We start from the raw sequence: 20,769 nt of genomic DNA, 5'->3' as shown, positions 1-20,769 counted from the left end.
ACCCTTTAGATGCTGGTCAAAGTCAACCCTTCCTTACGCGCCGCGATCAGCGTGTCGAGAAGTTCGCTGCGTCGCTTCCACAAAGGAACAAGTTCATTTGTATACTTTCCGTGTTCGTAGGCCGCTTGCAGGCGGCGGTCGATATCGGCGAGTTCGGTCGCAGCAGGACCGGCATCGTATCTGGCAACGGTTCTACCGACCGCGCCGTGATCGCGTTCGAGCGCCTGCAACTGCAATTCGAGCGCCTGTGCACGCGCCTGCCAGTCGATACTCGCGCCGCCGCTAGGCATACCCGAGGGCAGACGCAAGCCACCGAGCGCGACCGCGCCGACCAGCGCCGCGCTGAAAACGCCGCCGGCGACGAACCGGCGCAGACGCCGGCGGCGGACTCGCGTGCCGTGCGCCGCTTCGATGCGCGACCACAGATCGACGGGCGGCTCGGATTCGATGTCCGTGATCGTGCGCAGGAGTGCGCTGGTTTGCAGGTTGGCAGAATCGGTGACATTCATGGTTCAGGCCTCGGCCGGCGCGACGATGGCATGCAGACGCTGCAGCCCGCGCGACAGGATCGATTTGGAATAGCTTTCGCTTTGTCCGAACAATTCGGCAATCTCCGTATGCGTGTAGCCTTCGATTTGATGCAGCACAACGACAGCGCGCGCACGCGGCGGCAGTCGCTGCAGCAAAGCGGCTGCGTCGAGCTTCTGCGCCGGACCGCTTTCCGGCGCGTCGAGCCCGGCGAACATCGCGTCGGGATCGGCATCGACGAAACGCTTGTTCTTGCGCAGATGGTCGATCGCGGCGTTCGCAGTCATGCGCTTGAGCCACGCACCGAACGGCGCATCGCCGCGATAGCTGCGTATGGTTTCGATCAGTTTCAAGAATACCTCCTGCACCAGGTCTTCGGCTTGTGCCTTGTTTCCGGTGAGTCGCAATGCCAAGCCGTAACAGGCCTGACCGAAGTGCGTGTACAACGTCGCGAACGCCTGCATGTCGCCGCGTTGTGCGCGGGCGAGTACGCTTGCATCGACCAGTCGGGCAAAACCGGACAGTTGCTCCAGCCCGCTCATATCCATGTCCGCGCTGCGATTCATTGCCATAAAGACGGCAAAGTTGCTGAAATCGTCGCAGACTCCGCGGCGGCAAAGGCTCGGAGTCGCCTTTGCGGACCTTGCCAGGCCAGCACGCCGGTGGCGCCTGCAGCCGGCTTCAAGCGCACGGTGCGCCAATCCGCGAGCGGCCGCGCTTCTTCGGCAATGTGATCCAGTCGCCATACTGCGTCGTCCACACCGAACTCGAAGCCGACGCGATCGAGACCGAAGGCGATGCCGCGACCGATCGCTTTGAGCACGGCTTCCTTGGCGCTCCACAGTTCGAGAAAACTCGGCGCAAGCCGTTCGGCCGGCAACGCAGCGAGCGCCGCCGCTTCGGCGCCGGTGAAATAGCGCCGCGCGATCTCGAGGTACGGCCGTTCGCGAAACCCGCTTTCGAGATCGACGCCGAGCGGCTGGCTACGGCTCAATCCGACCAGGAGCGCGTCGCCGCTGTGCGAAATATTGAACTGCAGCTCCGCATCGGCGAGATACGGTTTGCCCGCCTCGTTGCGCTCGATACGCAAAGTGCTCGCATCGGCAGCCAGATACGCCGCGAGTACGCCGCGCAAGCAGTCCATGCCATTGGATTTCGCCGCATCGCTGGAGCGGTATCGCGGAAAAAACCATAGATGGATTTCATCGTCTCCCAACTCGGCGGGGAGTCGGGAGACGGAGAAATCGGCGGCGGTCAGCGTGCGCATGGCGCATGCTTGGTCATGCGCCGCGCCGCGTCAAGGCATCGAATGCAGACTTAGCGGATCAGGCGCGTATCGACGAGGTTCTTCACGACTGACGGATCTGCAAGGGTTGAAATGTCGCCGAGCTGATCGGGCGCGTTCTCGGCAATCTTGCGCAGAATGCGGCGCATGATCTTGCCCGAGCGCGTCTTCGGCAGGCCCGGCGCCCACTGGAGATGATCGGGCGTCGCGATCGGACCGATTTCCTTGCGCACGTGGGCGATCAGTTCCTTGCGCAATTCGTCTGTCGGCTGCACGCCGGCCTTGAGGGTGACGTAAGCGTAAATGCCTTGGCCCTTGATCTCGTGCGGACAGCCGACCACGGCGGCTTCGGCGACGGCATGATGACCGACGAGAGCGCTTTCGACTTCGGCCGTGCCGATGCGGTGACCGGAAACATTGATCACGTCGTCGACGCGGCCGGTGATCCAGTAATAGCCGTCGGCGTCGCGGCGCGCACCGTCGCCGGTGAAGTAGTTGCCCGGATAAGTTTTGAAATAGGTCTCGATGAAGCGCTCGTGGTCGCCGTAAACGGTGCGCATCTGGCCGGGCCACGAGTCGGTGAGAATCAGATTGCCCTCGGCCTCGCCTTCGAGCGCGGCGCCGTTTGCGTCAACGAGCGCGGGCTTCACACCGAAGAACGGCTTGGTTGCCGAGCCCGGTTTGGTCGCGATCGCACCAGGCAGCGGCGTAATCAAAATGCCGCCCGTTTCCGTCTGCCACCAAGTGTCGACGATCGGGCAGCGGCCGTCGCCGACGACGTGGTAGTACCACTCCCAGGCTTCCGGATTGATCGGTTCGCCGACCGAGCCGAGCAGACGCAGCGAGGTGCGCTGAGTCTTCTTCACCGGCGCCTCGCCCTCGCGCATCAGCGCGCGGATCGCGGTCGGCGCGGTGTAGAACAAGGTGACCTGGTGCTTGTCGATCACCTGCCAGAAGCGCGAAACGTCGGGGTAGTTCGGAATGCCTTCGAACATCAGCGAGGTCGCGCCGTTCGCGAGCGGGCCGTAGACGATATAGCTGTGCCCGGTGACCCAGCCGACGTCCGCTGTGCACCAGTACACGTCGTCCTCGCGCAGATCGAAGACGCTTTCGTGCGTGTAGCTCGCGAACACGCCGTAACCACCGGTGGTGTGCAGCACGCCTTTCGGCTTGCCGGTCGAACCGGAGGTGTAGAGGATGAACAGCGGATCTTCTGCGTTCATCGGCTCGGGCGCGCACTCGGCGCTTTGCTCGGCGATCAGCGCATCCCACCAGCGGTCGCGCGGCGCTTGCATGTTGACCGGCGCGCCGGTGCGCTTGACTACGAGTACGGTCTCCACACTGTTCGTGCCGGGGCGCTTCAGCGCCTCGTCGACGTTGACCTTGAGCGGCACCTTCTTGCCGCCGCGCAGGCCTTCGTCGGCGGTGATGACGAGCTTCGACGTGCAATCGGCGATGCGTCCGGCGATTGAGTCGGGCGAAAAGCCGCCGAACACGACCGAGTGGATCGCACCGATGCGCGCGCAGGCGAGCATCGCGACGGCCGCTTCGGGAATCATCGGCAGATAAATCGTGACGCGATCGCCTTTCTTCACACCGAGATTCTTCAGCAGGTTCGCGGCGCGGCAGACCTGCTCGTGCAGTTCGTGATAGCTGACGTGCTTGGATTCGCCCGGATCGTCGCCTTCCCAGAGAATCGCGGTCTTGTTGCCGCGCGTGGCCAGATGGCGGTCGAGACAATTCGCGGAAAGATTCAGCGTGCCGTCGTGATACCAGCGGATGTGCAGATCCTTGGCGTCGAAGGAAACGTCCTTGATCTGAGTGTACGGCGTGATCCAGTCGAGACGTTTGCCGACGCGGCCCCAATAGCCTTCGGGATCTTTCACCGATTCGGCGTACGCCTTCTCATAATCGGCGGCGGTGACGCGCGTCTTCGCGGCGACGTCGGCGGGGACCGGATAAATCTTCGACATGACATCATCCTTCATGCTGCATTGCGAGGTAAGACCACTTTGCCGCGTTTCGCGGACGCCGGAATCGGACCTTAGTCCAACAGACTATGTCTTCGCGCCGACGCGATACTGCCAACCGCGATTCTACGCCCGAGGCGCGATGCCATCGCGCAGTTCGGGCGCGGAACAAAACCAAGAAACCATCGGGGAGGATAGTTCATGGCAACGACAATGCAAGGCGCTGCGCCGCTGACGAGCAATCACGTACGCGTGATCGGCGCGTCGAGTCTCGGCACCGTGTTCGAGTGGTACGACTTCTATTTATACGGCTCGCTCGCCGCGATCATCGGCAAGCAGTTCTTCGGCGGTCTCAACGAGACGACGCAGTATCTGTTCGCCCTGCTCGCCTTCGCCGCGGGTTTCGCCGTGCGTCCGCTCGGCGCGCTCGTGTTCGGCCGGCTCGGCGATCTGATCGGGCGAAAGTATACTTTTCTCATCACGATCGTGATCATGGGCGCGTCGACTTTTCTCGTCGGCGTGCTGCCTTCGTATGCAGCGATCGGCATCGCCGCGCCGGTGATCCTGATTGTGCTGCGCCTGCTGCAGGGCCTCGCGCTCGGCGGCGAATACGGCGGCGCGGCGACCTATGTCGCCGAGCATGCGCCGCACGGCCGGCGCGGCCTGTATACGAGCTTCATCCAGACCACGGCGACCCTCGGTCTGTTTCTCTCGTTGATCGTGATCTGGCTGTGCCGCAACTCGATCGGCAAGGAAGCGTACGAAGCCTGGGGCTGGCGCATTCCCTTCCTCGTTTCATTCTTTCTGCTGCTCGTTTCTGTATGGATCCGCATGCAGCTCCACGAATCGCCGCTGTTCCAGCAGATGAAGGCCGAGGGCAAGACCTCAAAAGCGCCGATCACCGAGAGCTTCTTCTCGGCCAACGGCAAGATCGTCCTTCTCGCCCTGCTCGGTGCGACCGCGGGCCAGGCCGTGGTCTGGTACGGCGGCCAGTTCTATTCGCTGTTCTTCCTGACCAAGACCCTCAACCTCGAAGCCGACAAGGCTGACATCTACATCGCAATCGCATTGGCGCTGGCCACCGGCGGCTTCGTTCTGTTCGGCTGGCTCTCGGACAAGATCGGACGCAAGCCGATCGTGCTGGCCGGCTGCCTGCTCGCGGTGCTGACCTATTTCCCGGTGTTCAAGGCGCTGACGCACGCCGTGAATCCGGCACTCGAAGCAGCGGCTGCCAAGGCGCCCGTCGTGGTCACGGCCGACCCGGCCCGCTGCGCGACCCAGTTCGATCCGGTCGGCAAGGCGACGTTCAAGCAGTCGTGCGACATCATCAAATCGGTGCTAGCCAAAAAAGGCATTCCGTACTCGAATGCGGAAGCGCCAGCCGGCAGCGTCGCCAACGTGTCGATCGGCGGCGTTGCGATCCCGAGTTTCGAGGGCGATGCACTCGACAAGAAGGCGTTCACCGACCAGTCGGCGGCTTTCAGCAAACAGGTTTTCGAGGCGCTGAAGACCGCGGGCTATCCCGACAAGGCGGATCCGGCGGCGATCAATTCACCTGTGGCGATCCTGCTGCTGACCTATCTGGTCCTGCTCGTGACGATGGTTTATGGGCCGATTGCCGCGTGGCTGGTCGAGATGTTCCCGACGCGCATCCGCTACACCTCGATGAGCCTGCCCTATCACATCGGCAACGGCTGGTTCGGTGGGTTCCTGCCGTTCATCTCGTTCGCCATCGTCGCGGCGACCGGAAACATCTACTCGGGACTGTGGTATCCGGTGATCATCGCCGGAATGACCTTCGTGATCGGTGCGCTGTTCCTGCGCGAAACCAAGGACGTCGACATCACCAAGTGATTCGCACCGTCCTGCCATCGGCAAGGCGATCCAGAAAAAACAAAGGCCGGAAGTCCCACTTCCGGCCTTTGTCGTTTTCCATGTTGGAACGGCAGCTACGCGCGTTTCACCAGGCGGATGATCAAGAGCAGGATGATCGCGCCTATCGCCGAGGTAATGATCTGGCCGATGATGCCGCCGCCGACCGAGAAATTGAGAACATGCGCACACAGCCATCCGGCGATCAAACCGCCGACGATGCCGACGATGATGTCACCGATCAAACCAAACCCGCCGCCTTTTACGACGACACCGGCCAGCCAGCCGGCGATTGCGCCCACAATCAGATACGTGATGAATTCCATGCCGCGCTCCCTGATAACGGTCGGTTGACCGCGGCGCCATTGTGCGCCTCGTGACGGGCTTGTCAAAGCGCAGCGCAATAAAATCAGATCGGTCGATCCGGGCCGGGCAGAGCGTCGGCTGAGGCGGTCGGCGCAGCCGTAGCTGAGCGGTTCTTTGCTGCGTTCATCTTGACTCGCAGCGCGCTGATTTCCGGGTCGACGATCAGCGTAGCTTCCGGCTGCGCGGTCTGTGCGATACGCGCGGCCGCGAGCGCAAAGCCGAGACAGAGTAGCGTCACGCAGCCGATGATCAGACCTGCGCCCATGAGAGTCGGCGACGTGGTCGTGAAAGCGACGGCAAAGCCGACAATGGCGGCAACGAGCAAAATCCAGCGCATGGGAAGTCCCCTTTTGCCGAAATGCTGCCATAGGATTCCCCGTCAAGGCGAGAGCGGCCCGGAGCGACGGCGGCATCGGGCCGATTTGCGGCATTCCTGGAAAACCCGCGCACGGCCGGATCGTGGCGGATTCATCGGCCCGGTCTACAATGCGGCAGTCGATGTCGTGAAGCGCGGAGGCGGTCATGGAACATCTGCAGCAAATCGCTCTGGCCGGAGGCCTGGCCTGGGCCAGCGGCATCCGCCTCTACGCGGCGGTCTTTATCGTCGGCCTGCTCGGCCGCCTGGGATACGTGAATTTGCCGAGCGATCTCGTCGTGCTCGAGCACAACTGGGTGCTTGGCGCTTCGGCGATCATGCTGATCGCCGAATTCCTCGCCGACAAAGTGCCCGGCTTCGACTCGATCTGGGACTCGATCCATACTTTCATCCGCATTCCGATCGGTGCGATGCTGGCCTGGGGCGCGATGGGCGACCAGGGACCGGCTTTGCAGATGGCGGCCGGCATCCTCGGCGGCGCGATCGCGGGCGGCACACATCTGGCCAAGGCCGGCGCGCGCGCGGCGATCAACACCTCGCCCGAGCCGTTCACCAATTGGACCGCGAGCGCCGGCGAAGACGGCCTGCTGCTCGGTGGCCTCTGGCTCATGTTCGCGCATCCGCTCGCGTTCCTCGTTCTGCTGGCGCTGTTCATCGCGCTGACTATCTGGCTGCTGCCCAAGATCTTGCGCTATCTCGCGCGGATCTGGCGCAAGCTGTCGGGCGCGCCGGCCGATGCGCCGCCGGCGGCGGCGACGTCGCGATCGCCTTCGGGCTGATCCGCACCGCGGCGATTCCAGCCGCGACCCTTGCTTTTGGCACATGGCAGGCGCGAGCCGCTTGTTATGCTGCGCGATCGTGTCCGCTCGATCCAGCAAGGTGCCGAAATGCTTCCACGTTTGCCGAAACTGTTTCTCGCCGCCGTCGCCATGGCGACCACCCTGATCGTCGTCCCGGTCTGGGCCGACGACAACGCCAAGGACGCGCAGAAAGAAGCGGCAAACAAACCCGAGGAAGGCAAGCTGCCGCCCTTCCCCGCCGACAAGTCGGTTGCGCAGACGACCACGATCGCCGGCAAGACCATCAATTACGAAGCGACGGTCGGTTCGCTGCCCGTGCTCGACGAGAAGGGCAAGACCATCGCCGACGTCATGTTCGTCGCGTACGTTGCGCCGGGCAAAGACCGGCCGATCACGTTCGCGCTCAACGGCGGTCCGGGCGCCTCGTCGGTGTATCTCAATCTCGGCGCGCTCGGTCCGAAGCGCGTGCAGTTTGGCGCCGAGGGCAATTCGCCGTCCGATCCGGCGACGCCGGTGGACAACCCGGGCTCGTGGCTCGACTTCACCGACCTCGTCTTTATCGATCCGGTCGGCACGGGTTTCAGCCGCTCGCGCGTCAGTGAGGAGGAGACGAAGAAGCACTTCTATTCGACCCAGGCCGACATCGAATATCTCTCGCGCATCATTTACGACTGGCTGGTGAAGAATCATCGCCTGATGTCGCGCAAATATCTCGTCGGCGAGAGCTACGGCGGCTTCCGCGGTCCGCGCATCACTCACTATCTGCAGACGCGGCTCGGCGTGGCGATGAACGGCAACGTGCTCGTCTCACCGTATCTCGATCCCGGCGCGCAGAACGACAACGGCGACCTCTCGCCGCTGCCGTGGATGCTGACCCTGCCGACAATCACCGCGACGAACCTTGAGCGCCAAGGCAAGCTCAACGACACGACCATGGCGCAGGTGATCGAATACACGCGTGGCGACTATGTCGTCGACCTGCTCAAGGGACGCTCCGATCCGCAGGCGGTCGAGCGCATCGTCAAGCGCGTCACCGAACTGTCCGGTCTCGATCCGGCCTTCGTGCGCCGCGCCGGCGGCCGCCTGGAGACGCAGGCGTTCCTGCGCGAAGTATTCCGCAACGAAGGCAAGCTCGGCAGCCGCTATGACGCCAACGTCACCGAGTGGGACCCGTTCCCGTTCTCGCCCGATCAGCGCACCAACGATCCGCTGCTCGACGCGATCATCGCGCCGACCACGACCGCGATGGTTGATTTCGTCACGCGCACGGTCGGCTGGAAATACGTCGGCCGCTACAACGCGCTGAGCTACGAAGTGAACCGCGCCTGGGACCGCAAGGACGAAACGCGCGGTTCGGTGCAGGAGCTGCGCCAATCCGCCGCGATCGACCCGAAGCTGCAGGTACTGATCGTGCACGGCTGGGGCGATTTGAGCTGCCCGTTCATGGCGTCCAAGCTGATCGTCGACCAGATGCCGCTGATGGGTGATCCGCACCGCGTTCAGGTCAAGGAATACCCGGGCGGCCACATGTTCTACAGCCGCGGCGACAGCCAGCAGGCGCTGCGCCGCGACGTGATGGCGATGTACGCCCAGCACTAGTGCGCACGTTGTGGAAAGCGAATAGCAAAAAGCAGCCGGAAACGGCTGCCTTTTTTCTTCAGGCGCGCGCGGTTTCTCCTGTGCTGAGACGCGCGCGGCGCATACTCGCTGCATGTTGCGCCGTGAACGCAAGCCCGACTACACCGATCGTCTCGACGTGCCCCAGCGCACCAAGGGCCGAGGCGCGCCGTCGAATCCCGAGGGTCGCTTCGAATCGCTGACGAAGACGCGTGAAGACGACGGTTGGGAGCAGGAAACCGAACCCGAGCCGCGGCCCGAGACCACGGTGACCGAAGAGCGTGCACGCACGATCATCAGCCACAACGAATCGCCCGACATCCACTTCACCGCGTCGATCAATGCCTACCGCGGCTGCGAGCACGGCTGCATCTATTGCTATGCGCGGCCCTCGCATAGCTATCTCAATCTTTCGCCGGGCATCGATTTCGAGACCAAGCTGTTCGCCAAGACCAACGCCGCGGAGCAACTGCGCAAGGAACTGGCAAAGCCGAGTTATCAATGCTCGCCGATCAATCTCGGCGCAAACACCGATCCGTACCAGCCTATCGAACGGCGCTACCGCATCACGCGCTCGATCATCGAAGTGCTCGGCGAACACCGGCATCCATTCACGATCATCACCAAGAACGCCTTGGTCGAGCGCGATCTCGATCTGCTCGCACCGCTGGCACGCGACAATCTCGTGCATGTCTTCGTCTCGGTCACCTCGCTCGACAATCGCCTCGCCTCGACACTCGAACCACGCGCGAGTGCGCCGCATCGCCGGCTCAAGGCGATCGAAGCACTCAACGCCGCGGGCGTGCCATGCGGCGTGATGGTCGCGCCGATCATCCCGATGGTGACCGACAAGTACCTGGAAAAAATTCTCGAAGGCGCCGCGCAGGCCGGCGCACCGGCAGCGGGCTACACCATCGTGCGCTTGCCATACGAACTTAAACACCTATTCCGCGAATGGCTCGCCCTGCACGTGCCCGAGCGCGCCGACCACGTAATGAGTCTGATCCAGCAGATGCGCGGCGGTCGCGACAACGATCCGAACTTCGGTTCGCGCATGCGCGGCGAAGGCGAATTCGCCGACCTGATCCGCCAACGCTTCCAGCTCGCCTGCCGCAAATACGGCATCGACCGCGGCCGGCCCGTGCGGCTCGACACGAGCTTGTTCCGCGTGCCGCGCGCGGCGTCGCCGCAGGGCGAATTGTTCTCGTAGGACGACGATTCCCCGGGGCCGCCCGACCTCTTTTGCTGCGAAATAATCCAACGCGGTAGGCCGGCGCCAAGACGGCGCGCCCACGTGCTACGCTGCGGCGGATGAGCACGCCGACCACCAACGACTATCTGCGCCGCATCCTCACCGCCCGCGTCTACGACGTCGCGCGCGAAACCGAACTCGACTTCGCGCCCAATCTGTCGGCGCGCCTCGGTAATCGCATCTGGCTCAAGCGCGAGGACAACCAGCCGGTGTTCTCGTTCAAGCTGCGCGGTGCTTACAACAAGATGGCGCAGCTCTCGCCCGAGCAGCGCGCGCGTGGCGTGTTTGCCGCGTCGGCGGGAAATCACGCGCAGGGCGTCGCGCTCGCGGCACGCAAGCTTGGCACGCGCGCGGTGATCGTGATGCCGGTGACGACGCCACAGGTGAAGATCGATGCGGTGCGCGCGCACGGCGGCGATGCGGTCGAAATCGTGCTTGCGGGCGAGTCGTATACGGATGCCTACAACGCAGCCGTGAAAATCGGTACCGAGCGCGGCCTGACCCTCGTGCATCCGTTCGATGACGCCGACGTAATCGCGGGCCAGGGCACCGTCGCGATGGAGATCCTGCGTCAGCATCAGGCGCCGATCCACGCGATCTTCGTGCCGATCGGCGGCGGCGGCCTGATCGCGGGCGTCGCCGCGTATGTGAAAGCCGTGCGGCCCGAAGTGAAAATCATCGGCGTGCAGACCGAAGATTCCGACGCGATGGCGCGCTCGCTGGAAAAGGGCGGCCGCGTCGAGCTGAGCGAAGTCGGCCTGTTTTCCGATGGCACCGCGGTCAAACTAGCCGGCGAAGAAACTTTTCGCCTCTGCCGCGAGCATGTCGACGAAGTGCTGCGCGTCGACACCGATGCGCTTTGTGCGGCGATCAAAGACGTATTCGCCGACACGCGCAGTATGCTCGAACCGGCCGGCGCGCTCGCGGTCGCCGGCGCCAAGCAATACGCCGAACGCGAAGGGCTGCACGATCAAACTCTCGTCGCCATCGCGAGCGGCGCGAACCTCAATTTCGACCGTCTGCGTTTCGTCGCCGAGCGTGCCGAAGTCGGCGAGGCGCGCGAAGCCTTGTTTGCGATCACCATTCCCGAAGAGCGCGGCAGCTTCCGCCGTTTCTGTGCCCTGCTCGGCGCGCGCAGCATTACCGAATTCAACTACCGCATCGGCGATGCAAAGCGTGCACGCTTGTTTGTCGGTGTGCAGATCCGCGATCGCGACGAACCTGCGCGCATCGCGCAGGCGTTTGTGCAGGGCGGTTTCGAAGTGCTCGATCTGACCCACGACGAACTCGCCAAGCTGCATCTGCGCTATATGATCGGCGGTCGCGGCGATCTCGCCGTGGACGAGTTGCTGTACCGCTTCGATTTTCCCGAGCGCCCCGGCGCACTCGCGCGCTTCCTCGACGCGCTCGATCCCGCGTGGAACATCAGTCTGTTCCACTACCGCAATCACGGCGCCGACTACGGCCGCATCCTCGTCGGCATCCAGGTGCCGACGGGCGATCGCGCGGCGTTCGCCGAGTTCCTTGCGCGACTTGGCTACGCCTATCGCGACGAGAGCGAGAATCCGGCGTATCGGCTCTTGCTGCGCAGCCCGGACGAAGCGCCTGCCGCATAGTTTTCGGCGAATCCGCAACGAAGCGAATGGCATCGCCGCGTGGCTTTGGCAAGTGCAGGCGAGCTTATTGGCGTGGCGCGAATTGGGTATGAATCCGGTATGGGCTCAGCGTAGAGCCGAAGGCACGCAGTGAAGCCTATTGCAGTGGCACTTCGACTTCGCCGCTACGCGGCTACGCTCAGTGCGAACGGTTCAAACTCCATTGTCGCGTGGCTTTGGCGAGTGCAGACAAGCTTCTTGATGTGGCCGCAACGGATATGAACCCGTTCGGGCTGAGCGTAGCGCCGAAGGCGCGGAGTCGAAGCCTGTTGCAGTGACACTTTGACCGTGTCGCCATCTGGCTACGCTCGGTACGAACAGTTCAAACTTCATCGTGCCCGATCATTAGTTGCCGAGTTCGACAATGCGTGGGGCAATCGACTCATTCGCAATGACAAGTTCTCCGACGGCGATGGGCAGCTTGAACCGCCGCGGCCCGGCGCTGCCGGGATTGACGAAGAGGACGCCATCACGTTTCTCGACGATAGGCCGATGCGAATGCCCGGAAACGACGATGTCGACGCCGGCGGCCTTGGGCTCGATATCGAGCTCGGCAAGATCGTGAAGCACATAGACGAACGTTTTTCCGAACTTCACCAATTGAGTTTCGGGAATCGTCCTGGCCCACTCGTCTTTGTCGTTGTTGCCGCGCACGGCGGTAACGGGTGCGATGGCCGACAGCTTCTGCAGGATGTCCTGATTGCCGATGTCGCCGGCGTGAACGATATGGTCGCTGCCGCGCAAGAACGCGAGTGCTTCGGGCCTGAGCAGGCCGTGGGTATCGGAAATAAGGCCGATGCGAAGCATGCGCTTTCAATAACCGTCGATACGTCGACCGGCGAAAGCCGACGCTACTTCGCGGGTTGAGATTGCCCGTCCGGATTCGTCGTGCCTTGTGCAGGCGGCGTGCCGTACAGCACGTCTGCACTTTGGAACAACACCCACGAGGTCGCAATGTACTTGTGCGCACCTTTCGGCTTGTTGCCGCGGTGGGTATGGGTGAAGCCTGCGGGTGCGATCAGCAGGCTGCCGGTTTTCGGCGTGATCTTGCGCTGCTGGTGATAGAACTCGGTTTCGCCTTCGGTGAAATCGTCGTTGAGGTAGATCGTCCACAGCAGGGTGCGGCTCAGCGTGTCGGGCTTGCGCTCGGGATAAACCTCGCAATGCCAGCGCGGGTAACCGCCTTCGTCGGCGATGTATTTCTGCACGTTGATCCGGCCCGGGCGGAACGCCTTCATCACGAGCGCGGTCAGGCGCGTGTCGTCGAGCGCGATCAGACTGTCCGGATCGAGCAGGGTCGACCCGCCAGTCTTGGGGTCCTTCATGCGCAGCCAGACCGGACCGAGAATGGTGTAGGGGTATTTGCGCAGATAGGCGAGCAGACCGCGCAGCATCGCATTGTTGAGTGCCGCCTCCGCCTGCGCCCAGCGCTTGTCGTCGGAGATGCAGATGTCCCAACTGTTCTTCATCGATGTTTCGACGCCGCCGCCCATCGCACCGCGATGGATGTTGTCGCTGGCCTCGAACGCCGCGATCAGTGCGCGGCATTGTTCGGCGGGAATCGCCTGGTCGAAGACCTCGATAAAGTCGGGTTGATTCATTGACGTTCTGCGCACGGGGACACGTTTATTGTCGCGGTTGCGCCGGCGCGACGCCAGCCTGCTGACAACACGTTGGCAGCAGGACCGGAGCATCCTAGCCACCATCGAAATTCAACCCGGGGAAGCAACCATGAAGAAAACCTACAGCGGCAGTTGTCATTGCGGCGCTGTGCGCTATCAGGCGGATATCGACCTCGCCGCCGGCACGACCCGCTGCAACTGCTCGATGTGTTCAAAGACGCGCAGCTGGGGGGCGATCGTCAAGCCGGCCGACTTCCGCGTGCTCGCCGGCGAAAGTGAACTCAGCGACTATCAATTCGGCACGCTCAGCCAGCATCACCTGTTCTGTCGCCATTGCGGCGTGCGTCCGTTCGGGCGCGGCCACCTGGAACAACTCGGCGGCGACTACATCACGATCCATCTGAAGACGCTCGACGATGCCGCTGCGGAGGATCTGATCGCGGCGCCCATCCAGTACTGCAACGGCCGCGACAACGCCTGGTGGAACCCGCCCGACGAAATCCGCCACCTCTGATTTCCCCTCATCACGACACAAGGATAACGTCATGCTACAAGCCAATGTTCCAGCCTGGTTCGAAATCCCCGCCAGTCGCCTCGATCGCGCGCAGAAATTCTACGAGGCCATCCTCGGCGTGCAGCTCAAGCGCGAAAACATGGGTGGCGGCGAAATGGCCATATTCCCGTACGGCGGTGAGCCGAATTCGAGCGGCGCGCTGATCCAGCACGAGCAGATCGAACCCTCGGTGTTCGGCAGTACGGTCTACCTCAATGTCGACGACCTGCGCGTCGTGCTCGCGCGCGTGCACGAGCAAGGCGGCGACACGATCGTGCCGCGCACCGAGCTGCCCGACGGCATCGGCTACTTCGCCCAGTTTATCGACAGCGAAGGCAACCGGGTCGGCCTGTTCTCGCGTCAGTGAAGCCGGCACGCCGGCAATGGATCGAGGCCGGCGCCGCTTTCGCAGCGCTGGCCTTGACCGCCCGTCTACCCGCCCACGCCAGCGAAAGGAAATCTTTCCCGATGTCGTCCTCCGCATCTGATGTACCGCACGATTTCGACTTCCTGTTGGGACGCTTCCTCGTGCGCAACGAGCGCCTGAAAGAACGCCTCGCCGGCAGCGACGACTGGGAAAAGTTCGAAGCGACCAACGACTGCCGTTCGATGCTCGGCGGCTACGCCAACGCCGACGAATTCGTCACCGAATGGAACGGCGGACTCCGCGGCATGACACTGCGCCTGTTCGACCGCGAAAAGAAGCAGTGGAGTATCTACTGGGCGTCGAGCCATACCGGCGCGCTCGAACCGCCCGTCGTCGGTCATTTCGAGGACGGCGTCGGCCGCTTCTACGGCCGTGCCGAGCACCAGAGCAGGCCGGTGCTCGCGCGTTTCATCTGGTCCGACATCACGCCAACCTCGGCGCATTGGCAGCAGGCGTTTTCCATCGACGAAGGTAAGACCTGGGAAACGAACTGGCATATGCGCATGACCAGGATCTAGCAGGCGGCGCAGGCGATCATGCTCATCCATCCGGCTATCTCACCGATTCCGCTTAGTCGCCGCTGGACGAATGTGCGCGGAGCGGAAACAATGTCCGGATGCGCCGCGCCGACCGCCTGTTCCTCATCATCCATGCTTTGCGCGGACGGCGCACGGCGCTGCCCGCGCGGCGCCTGGCCGACACGCTCGGCGTTTCGCTGCGCACCGTCTATCGTGACGTGGTCGATCTGCAGACCTCGGGCGTGCCGATCGAGGGCGAGGCCGGCGTCGGTTACGTGCTGCGCAAGGGCGCGGACATTCCGCCGCTGATGTTCACTGCGGACGAACTCGAATCCCTCGTCGTCGGCACGCGCTTCGTGCGCGCGTTCGCCGGCGCGCGCTTGGCCAAGGGTGCGCAGGCCGCGCTGCTCAAGATCGAAGCGGTGCTGCCGCAGGAACTGCGTCAGCGCAGCGAGCGCTCGCGCATCTTCGCCCCGACCTGGCGCGAACGCATGGAGCGTGCGAGCGTGATCGACCGGCTGCATGAAGCGGTGGTCGAGCATCGCGTATTGCGCCTCGACTATGCCGACGCGGCGGCGCGCACGAGCGCGCGCGAGGTCGAGCCGCTCTGCCTCGCGTTTTGGGGCGGCGCCTGGACGCTCGGTGCCTGGTGCCGTCTGCGCAACGATTTCCGCAACTTCCGCCCCGACCGCATCGCCGCATTCGAGGTGACCGGCGAGGTCTTCGTCGAAACCGCCGAGCGCGGCCTCGAAGCGTATATGCGCGCGGCCAGCGCCGACGAAAGCGCGAGGGAATGACCGTGTCTTCATCGCAGCGCAATGTCGATTTCGTGCTTGAGCAGATCGCCGCCGCGGGCAGCGTGTCCGCGCGCAAGATGTTCGGCGAGTACGGCCTTTACTGCGACGGCAGGCTCGTCGCCTTGATCTGCGACGACCGCCTGTTCGTCAAGCCGACCGAGGCCGGCCGCGAATTCCTCGGCGAGGTCGAGGCGGTATCGCCGTATCCGCAGGCCAAACCTTGGTATCTTGTCGCCGAGGAAAAATGGGACGAGCGTGAGTGGCTGTCACGGCTGATCGCGATCACCACGGCGCAGTTGCAGCTGCCGCTGCCGAAGCCGCCGAAAAAGAAAAAAACCGCACCGAAAAAGAGCACATCGCGATGAAAAAACTCCCCCTCTTCGTTCTTCTCGCCGCGGCTCTCGTCGGCGCCGCGCATGCCGAAACCGCGGACCGCCAGTTCGAGCAGTTGTACAAGGCCGAATGGGCCTGGCGCCAGCAGCAGTTCCCGGGGCTGGACGACGAGGATCGCGAAGCGGGCGACAAGGACAATCGCCTGCCGGCCGTCGATGCGAAAGCGCAGACCGCGCGGCTCGCCTACTGGGACGACGTGCTGAAGAAACTAGCCGCGCTCAAGCCCGAGGAGCTTTCGCCGGAAAACCGCGTCAACTACGCAATCTACAAGCCGCAGATCGAAAACCTCGCCGCCGGCCTGCGTTTCCGCGACTACGAGATGCCGCTCAACAGCGACACGCAGTTCTGGACCAATCTGCGCTTTATGGCCGACCGGCCGCTCAAAGATCCGGCCGCCGCGCGCGCCTACGTCGCCCGCCTCAACGACGTTCCGCGCTATTTCGACGAAGAGATCGCGAACATGCACGCCGGATTGAAGCGCGGCTTCTCGGTGCCGCGCGCCGTACTCGACGGCCGCGATGTGTCCATTTCGACTTTTGCCAAGATCGATAAACCCGAAGACAGCGATTTCTACAAGCCGTTCAAGAAACTGCCGACGACGATCCCGGCCGACGAACAAGCCGCGCTGCGCGCCGACGCAGTCAAGGCGATCCGCGAAAAAGTCATTCCTTCTTACGCGAAGCTGCTCAAATTCTTCCGCGAGGAATACGTACCGAAGGCGCGCACGACACTCGCGGCCGAAGCGATGCCCGACGGCAACGCCTACTATCGCCAGCAGATCAAGGAATACACGACGCTCGATCTCGATCCCGAAGCGATCCACGAGATCGGCCTGAAGGAAGTCGCGCGCATCGACGCCGAGATGCAGACGACCATGCAGGCGACCGGATTCAAGGGCGATTTCCCGGCCTTCCTCAAATTCCTGCGCACCGATCCGCAGTTCTATGCGAAGACGCCGGAAGAACTGCTCATGCACGCCGCATGGATCGCCAAGCGCGTCGACGCCAAGATCGGCGACTACGTAAAGACCCTGCCGCGCGGACGCTTCGGCATCGAACCGGTGCCGGCCGCGCTCGCGCCGTTCTGGACTGCGGGCCGCGGCGGCGCGCGCACGTATTGGGTCAACACCTACGACTTGCCTTCGCGCCCGCTGTACAACCTGACTGCACTGACTCTGCACGAGTCGTCGCCAGGCCATTCGCTGCAGGGCGCGCTGACTCTCGAAGCGAAAGCACAGCCGGACTTCCGCACGCACAGCTACATTTCCGCTTACGGCGAAGGCTGGGCGTTGTATTGCGAGAAGCTCGGCAAGGAGATGGGCATCTATCAGACGGCGTACGACGATTTCGGCCGCGAGACCTACGAGATGTGGCGCGCCGCGCGCCTGGTCATCGATACCGGCATCCATCACAAGGGCTGGACGCGGCAGCAAGCGATCGACTATCTCGCCGGTCATGCCGCGCTGTCGCAGCACGAAGTCGAGACCGAGGTCGATCGCTACATCTCGTGGCCCGGCCAGGCGCTGAGCTACAAGCTCGGTGAACTCAAGATCGTCGAACTGCGCGCGCGTGCGGAGAAAGAACTCGGCACGAAGTTCGACATCCGCACGTTCCATGACGCCGTGCTCGAAATCGGTTCAGTGCCGCTGCCGGTGCTCGAACAGCATATCGACGCGTATATCGCCGCGGCCAAAGCCAAGTAGTGCGAACTTGCGCACACCGCGTGCGACTCGTCGCCGCGGTGCGCGCTTTATGCGCATATTCATATACCGAACGCGCCTGATCGCGGCGCGTCGGAATCGTTATTCTCCCGCTCCATTTGCTGCGCCGCGGCAAAAGGATTCGTCATCGATTCGGGAGAAAGAAGTTGAAGTACGCAAACACCACGTCGCCGCTGTGCCGGCATGCGGCGTACGCGGTTTTGATGATCGCACTGCTGCCATTGCCTCTGTTCGCGCAGAATGAAACGCCCGGCACGGACGCCGCAGCCAGCGCGAACCAGCTCGAACAGATCACTGTGACCGGCTCGCGCATTCCGCGCGCGCAGGTCGAAGGCCCGGCACCGGTCACCGTGATCAAGGGAGCCGACATCGACAAGGGCGGCTTCCGCAACGCGTTCGACGTACTGACCCAGATCAGCCAGAACACCGGTTCGGTGCAGGGCGAGGATTTCGGCAGCACCTTCACGCCGGCCGCGAACGTGATCAACCTGCGCGGCCTCGGACCGAACCACACGCTGACCCTGATCAACGGCCATCGCGTCGCCGATTATCCGGTCGCGTACAACGGCTCGGTCGGCGCGGTCGATCTTGCCAATATTCCGACGGTGATGATCGACCGCATCGAAATCCTCAGCGGCAGCGCCTCGGCCGTCTACGGTTCCGACGCGATCGCGGGCGTCGTCAACATCGTGCTCAAGCGCGAGTACGACGGCGCGGATGTGTCGGTGCGCGTCGGCGGCACCCAGCAGGGCGGCGGCGACAACCAGCGCGTGCAGTTCATCGGCGGCCACAGTTGGGGCGCGTTCTCCGGCGTGTTCGCACTCGAGCTGACCAATCGCGATCCGATTTTCTACGGCGACCGCGACCTGACCGACACGTACTCGCGCTACGCAGCGCCGGGTACTCTGCCGGGCGCGCTGATCGGCTACCGCGACCCGGTCTCGCGCAAGTACTACAGCCTCCCGGGCGCCGGCTGCGGCGCGGTGTCGGGACTGATGGACGGCAGCATGACCACGTTCACGAGTCCGAAGTACGGCCCCTATTGCAGCAGCGACCGCTACTACAGCTTCCGCACGATCCAGACGCGCCAGCAGCTCGCCGACGCGTATGCGAGCCTCAAGTACACGCTCAACGACACGACCGAACTCTACGGCGATTTCCTCTACAGCTTCTCCAATGTCGCCACCGTCGTGCGCTCGCCGAACTGGTCGATTCCGTCGTTCTGGAACGATGCGACCGGCCGCCTGGAAAACTGGACGCGCATCCTCGCGCCCGAAGAGATCGGCGGCACCGAACAGAGCGCGCGCACCTTCCTCCAGCACAGCTCGGACATCACCCTCGGCATCAAGGGCACGTTCGGCGCGTCCGACTGGCATTACGAGGCGAACCTCAACCGCTCCGAATACGTCAGCAACCAGGGCCGCTTTGCGTTCACGCCGAACGTCGATGCGTTCTTCCTCGGTGCGCCGACCGGCACGCACGACTACAACGGCGTGACCTACCCGAGCTACAACGCCGATCCGACGCGCCTGATCACGGCGCTGACGCCGAGCCAGTTCCGCTCGATTTCCACGCGCACGCTCGAACGCGACGACGCTTGGACCGAAGGCGCGACGTTCTCGGTCAACGGTAGTCCGTTCGACCTGCCGGCCGGGCCGCTCGGCCTCGCCGGCGTGCTCGAAGCGGGTCGCCAGGGCTATACCAACCGTCCCGATCCGCGCATCAACCAGGGTCTGATCTGGGGCCAGAGCGCGGCGTCGATCGACCACGGCGTGCGCAACCGCTACGCCGGCGGCGTCGAAGCGAACGTGCCGCTGCTCTCCCAGCTCACCCTGACTGCGGCGGCGCGCTACGACCAGTACCGCTACGGCGGCCGCAAGGTCGGCAAGGACACCTACAACCTCGGTCTCGAATACCGGCCGTTCGACAGCCTGCTCGCGCGCGCGACCTACGCGACCTCGTTCCGCGCACCCGACATGAACTATCTGTTCGCGAAGAACACGACCGGCTATCTGCCGAACGTCACCGACGTCTACCAGTGCCGCACGGCCGATCCGCCGCAGCCGGTGTCGAGCTGCGACAACAGCTACAACATGAACTTCAACCAGTCGGGCAGCCTCGATCTCAAGCCCGAGCGCGGCAAGTCGTTCACCTACGGCTTCGTCTTCTCGCCGCGCAACGACCTCGACTTCAGTGCGGACTACTACCGCATCCGCATCAGCGATGAAGTCACCAGCCTCGACGAAACGCAGATCCTGCGCACCGAGGCCGACTGCCGCCTCGGCAAGACCGAATCGGGCACCCCGGTCGATGTGAATTCGGCGCTATGCCGCGACGCATTCGCGCGCGTGCAGCGCAATCCACCGACGGCGCCGGTGCTGCCGAACCAGGTGACCAACATCACGCTCGCGCCGGTCAATGCGGCGAGTGAGATCACCCAGGGCATCGACTTGAGCGCGAACGCGCGTCTCGACACCGACCGCTGGGGCAACTATCGCTTCCACGCCGGTTATACGCACGTGCTCAAGCACACCTATCAGCAGTTCCCGGGCGATCCGGTGCGCGACTATCTCAACGACCTCTCGCGCCAGAGCGACTGGCGCACCAAGGTCAATGCCGGCGTCAGCTTCAACCTCGGTCCGTGGAGCGCCGCGCTCAACGGCACGCGCTGGGGGCGCATTCCGCTCAACGACTATTCCGGCCTGCGCGGCGCCTATACGCAGTACAACGGCAGCGTCGGCTACGAGTTCGATACCGGCCTGCGCGTGAGCTTTATCGTCAACAACCTGACCAACTCGATTCCGGTCGACAAGAGCGCGGGCTGGCCGAATTATTCGTCGGGCTGGTACAACGCCTACGGCCGCCAGTGGTGGCTACAGTTCGATTTCCACCTCGCCGGCAAGGGCGCAGGCTGAGGCAAGTCGGCGGCGCGGACGGCGCGAAACGAAGCCGTCCGCCAAGACTCTGCACAGGACAGAATTTTCCCGTGCAGGGTCATGATCGTTTTGCAGCGAGCGT

At 63.5% G+C, this 20,769-nt stretch carries 20 protein-coding genes; 12 read left to right on the top strand and 8 right to left on the bottom strand.

The features are described 5' to 3' along the window. Positions 1 to 5 precede the first annotated feature (5 nt). Genes FFS30_RS17585 through acs form a run of 4 tightly spaced genes read right to left on the bottom strand, consistent with a single transcriptional unit; the run spans position 6 to position 3,786 of the window. Positions 6 to 509, bottom strand: a complete 504-nt coding sequence (locus FFS30_RS17585) for a hypothetical protein (RefSeq protein ID WP_137914472.1) — start codon at positions 507 to 509, stop codon at positions 6 to 8. Positions 510 to 512: 3 nt separating this feature from the next. Beyond that, positions 513 to 1,094: an RNA polymerase sigma factor gene (locus tag FFS30_RS17580; protein WP_171014695.1), complete on the bottom strand. Its 582-nt coding sequence runs from the start codon at positions 1,092 to 1,094 to the stop codon at positions 513 to 515. Further along, positions 1,091 to 1,795 (bottom strand): 4'-phosphopantetheinyl transferase superfamily protein, encoded by a 705-nt coding sequence (locus FFS30_RS17575; RefSeq protein WP_137914470.1) that lies wholly within the window; start codon positions 1,793 to 1,795, stop codon positions 1,091 to 1,093. The genes FFS30_RS17580 and FFS30_RS17575 overlap by 4 nt, the downstream gene beginning before the upstream one ends. 50 nt (positions 1,796 to 1,845) lie before the next feature. Then, positions 1,846 to 3,786: an acetate--CoA ligase gene (acs, locus tag FFS30_RS17570; protein ID WP_137914469.1), complete on the bottom strand. Its 1,941-nt coding sequence runs from the start codon at positions 3,784 to 3,786 to the stop codon at positions 1,846 to 1,848. Positions 3,787 to 3,984: 198 nt separating this feature from the next. On the opposite strand from acs, the gene FFS30_RS17565 reads away from it, so the two are divergent. Then, positions 3,985 to 5,637, top strand: a complete 1,653-nt coding sequence (locus tag FFS30_RS17565) for an MFS transporter (RefSeq protein WP_137914468.1) — start codon at positions 3,985 to 3,987, stop codon at positions 5,635 to 5,637. 95 nt (positions 5,638 to 5,732) lie between these two features. Here FFS30_RS17565 and FFS30_RS17560 read toward each other — a convergent pair whose 3' ends face one another. Together FFS30_RS17560 and FFS30_RS17555 are read right to left on the bottom strand one after the other, a co-directional pair. Beyond that, entirely contained in the window at positions 5,733 to 5,981 is a 249-nt protein-coding gene (locus tag FFS30_RS17560; RefSeq protein ID WP_137914467.1) for a GlsB/YeaQ/YmgE family stress response membrane protein, read from the bottom strand. 83 nt (positions 5,982 to 6,064) lie between these two features. Continuing rightward, positions 6,065 to 6,358 (bottom strand): hypothetical protein, encoded by a 294-nt coding sequence (locus FFS30_RS17555; protein ID WP_137914466.1) that lies wholly within the window; start codon positions 6,356 to 6,358, stop codon positions 6,065 to 6,067. A gap of 185 nt (positions 6,359 to 6,543) precedes the next feature. On the opposite strand from FFS30_RS17555, the gene FFS30_RS17550 reads away from it, so the two are divergent. The 4 genes from FFS30_RS17550 (at position 6,544) to ilvA (ending at position 11,682) form a co-directional block, all read left to right on the top strand. Further along, positions 6,544 to 7,176 (top strand): DUF4126 domain-containing protein, encoded by a 633-nt coding sequence (locus FFS30_RS17550; RefSeq protein ID WP_137914465.1) that lies wholly within the window; start codon positions 6,544 to 6,546, stop codon positions 7,174 to 7,176. A 150-nt stretch (positions 7,177 to 7,326) separates the two neighbouring features. Next, positions 7,327 to 8,796, top strand: a complete 1,470-nt coding sequence (locus FFS30_RS17545) for a peptidase S10 (RefSeq protein ID WP_249352542.1) — start codon at positions 7,327 to 7,329, stop codon at positions 8,794 to 8,796. Positions 8,797 to 8,908: 112 nt separating this feature from the next. Continuing rightward, positions 8,909 to 10,024 carry a PA0069 family radical SAM protein gene (locus tag FFS30_RS17540; protein WP_137914463.1) on the top strand — a complete coding sequence of 372 codons (1,116 nt, stop codon included), beginning with the start codon at positions 8,909 to 8,911 and terminating at the stop codon, positions 10,022 to 10,024. Positions 10,025 to 10,125: 101 nt separating this feature from the next. After that, positions 10,126 to 11,682, top strand: coding sequence for a threonine ammonia-lyase, biosynthetic (gene ilvA, locus FFS30_RS17535; protein ID WP_137914462.1), 1,557 nt, complete (start codon positions 10,126 to 10,128; stop codon positions 11,680 to 11,682). Between the two features lie 384 nt (positions 11,683 to 12,066). Here ilvA and FFS30_RS17530 read toward each other — a convergent pair whose 3' ends face one another. Together FFS30_RS17530 and FFS30_RS17525 are read right to left on the bottom strand one after the other, a co-directional pair. Further along, positions 12,067 to 12,528 (bottom strand): metallophosphoesterase family protein, encoded by a 462-nt coding sequence (locus tag FFS30_RS17530; protein ID WP_137914461.1) that lies wholly within the window; start codon positions 12,526 to 12,528, stop codon positions 12,067 to 12,069. Positions 12,529 to 12,572: 44 nt separating this feature from the next. Beyond that, positions 12,573 to 13,322, bottom strand: a complete 750-nt coding sequence (locus FFS30_RS17525) for a 2OG-Fe(II) oxygenase (RefSeq protein WP_137914460.1) — start codon at positions 13,320 to 13,322, stop codon at positions 12,573 to 12,575. Between the two features lie 130 nt (positions 13,323 to 13,452). Between FFS30_RS17525 and FFS30_RS17520 the strand changes: the two genes are divergently transcribed. The 7 genes from FFS30_RS17520 (at position 13,453) to FFS30_RS17490 (ending at position 20,666) form a co-directional block, all read left to right on the top strand. Then, on the top strand, positions 13,453 to 13,857 hold the full coding sequence (locus tag FFS30_RS17520; RefSeq protein ID WP_137914459.1) for a GFA family protein: 405 nt from the start codon (positions 13,453 to 13,455) through the stop codon (positions 13,855 to 13,857). Between the two features lie 31 nt (positions 13,858 to 13,888). Next, positions 13,889 to 14,263 (top strand): VOC family protein, encoded by a 375-nt coding sequence (locus FFS30_RS17515; RefSeq protein WP_137914458.1) that lies wholly within the window; start codon positions 13,889 to 13,891, stop codon positions 14,261 to 14,263. A 101-nt stretch (positions 14,264 to 14,364) separates the two neighbouring features. Next, the gene (locus FFS30_RS17510) at positions 14,365 to 14,841 is read left to right on the top strand and encodes a hypothetical protein (RefSeq protein ID WP_137914457.1); all 477 of its coding nucleotides are present in this window, start codon (positions 14,365 to 14,367) and stop codon (positions 14,839 to 14,841) included. Between the two features lie 98 nt (positions 14,842 to 14,939). Continuing rightward, complete coding sequence (locus FFS30_RS17505; RefSeq protein ID WP_137914456.1) at positions 14,940 to 15,638, top strand: YafY family protein; 699 nt, start codon at positions 14,940 to 14,942, stop codon at positions 15,636 to 15,638. Then, entirely contained in the window at positions 15,635 to 16,003 is a 369-nt protein-coding gene (locus FFS30_RS17500; protein ID WP_137914455.1) for a TfoX/Sxy family protein, read from the top strand. Before FFS30_RS17505 ends, FFS30_RS17500 begins: the two co-directional genes overlap by 4 nt. After that, positions 16,000 to 17,733, top strand: a complete 1,734-nt coding sequence (locus FFS30_RS17495; RefSeq protein ID WP_137914454.1) for a DUF885 family protein — start codon at positions 16,000 to 16,002, stop codon at positions 17,731 to 17,733. Before FFS30_RS17500 ends, FFS30_RS17495 begins: the two co-directional genes overlap by 4 nt. 164 nt (positions 17,734 to 17,897) lie before the next feature. Continuing rightward, positions 17,898 to 20,666 carry a TonB-dependent receptor gene (locus FFS30_RS17490; protein ID WP_137914453.1) on the top strand — a complete coding sequence of 923 codons (2,769 nt, stop codon included), beginning with the start codon at positions 17,898 to 17,900 and terminating at the stop codon, positions 20,664 to 20,666. The last annotated feature ends 103 nt before the right edge of the window (positions 20,667 to 20,769 follow it).

The organism is Rudaea sp. 3F27F6 (genome assembly GCF_005503555.1).
GTDB lineage: Bacteria > Pseudomonadota > Gammaproteobacteria > Xanthomonadales > Rhodanobacteraceae > Rudaea.
Note: the sequence above shows the minus strand (reverse complement) of the source record. Positions and strands in the feature narration are given on the sequence as shown.

Coding starts and splice junctions, on each gene's coding strand:
- FFS30_RS17585 (WP_137914472.1), bottom strand. CDS start 509: ATGAATGTCACCGATTCTGCCAACCTGCAAACCAGCGCACTCCTGCGC.
- FFS30_RS17580 (WP_171014695.1), bottom strand. CDS start 1,094: ATGAATCGCAGCGCGGACATGGATATGAGCGGGCTGGAGCAACTGTCC.
- FFS30_RS17575 (WP_137914470.1), bottom strand. CDS start 1,795: ATGCGCACGCTGACCGCCGCCGATTTCTCCGTCTCCCGACTCCCCGCC.
- acs (WP_137914469.1), bottom strand. CDS start 3,786: ATGTCGAAGATTTATCCGGTCCCCGCCGACGTCGCCGCGAAGACGCGC.
- FFS30_RS17565 (WP_137914468.1), top strand. CDS start 3,985: ATGGCAACGACAATGCAAGGCGCTGCGCCGCTGACGAGCAATCACGTA.
- FFS30_RS17560 (WP_137914467.1), bottom strand. CDS start 5,981: ATGGAATTCATCACGTATCTGATTGTGGGCGCAATCGCCGGCTGGCTG.
- FFS30_RS17555 (WP_137914466.1), bottom strand. CDS start 6,358: ATGCGCTGGATTTTGCTCGTTGCCGCCATTGTCGGCTTTGCCGTCGCT.
- FFS30_RS17550 (WP_137914465.1), top strand. CDS start 6,544: ATGGAACATCTGCAGCAAATCGCTCTGGCCGGAGGCCTGGCCTGGGCC.
- FFS30_RS17545 (WP_249352542.1), top strand. CDS start 7,327: ATGGCGACCACCCTGATCGTCGTCCCGGTCTGGGCCGACGACAACGCC.
- FFS30_RS17540 (WP_137914463.1), top strand. CDS start 8,909: ATGTTGCGCCGTGAACGCAAGCCCGACTACACCGATCGTCTCGACGTG.
- ilvA (WP_137914462.1), top strand. CDS start 10,126: ATGAGCACGCCGACCACCAACGACTATCTGCGCCGCATCCTCACCGCC.
- FFS30_RS17530 (WP_137914461.1), bottom strand. CDS start 12,528: ATGCTTCGCATCGGCCTTATTTCCGATACCCACGGCCTGCTCAGGCCC.
- FFS30_RS17525 (WP_137914460.1), bottom strand. CDS start 13,322: ATGAATCAACCCGACTTTATCGAGGTCTTCGACCAGGCGATTCCCGCC.
- FFS30_RS17520 (WP_137914459.1), top strand. CDS start 13,453: ATGAAGAAAACCTACAGCGGCAGTTGTCATTGCGGCGCTGTGCGCTAT.
- FFS30_RS17515 (WP_137914458.1), top strand. CDS start 13,889: ATGCTACAAGCCAATGTTCCAGCCTGGTTCGAAATCCCCGCCAGTCGC.
- FFS30_RS17510 (WP_137914457.1), top strand. CDS start 14,365: ATGTCGTCCTCCGCATCTGATGTACCGCACGATTTCGACTTCCTGTTG.
- FFS30_RS17505 (WP_137914456.1), top strand. CDS start 14,940: ATGCGCCGCGCCGACCGCCTGTTCCTCATCATCCATGCTTTGCGCGGA.
- FFS30_RS17500 (WP_137914455.1), top strand. CDS start 15,635: ATGACCGTGTCTTCATCGCAGCGCAATGTCGATTTCGTGCTTGAGCAG.
- FFS30_RS17495 (WP_137914454.1), top strand. CDS start 16,000: ATGAAAAAACTCCCCCTCTTCGTTCTTCTCGCCGCGGCTCTCGTCGGC.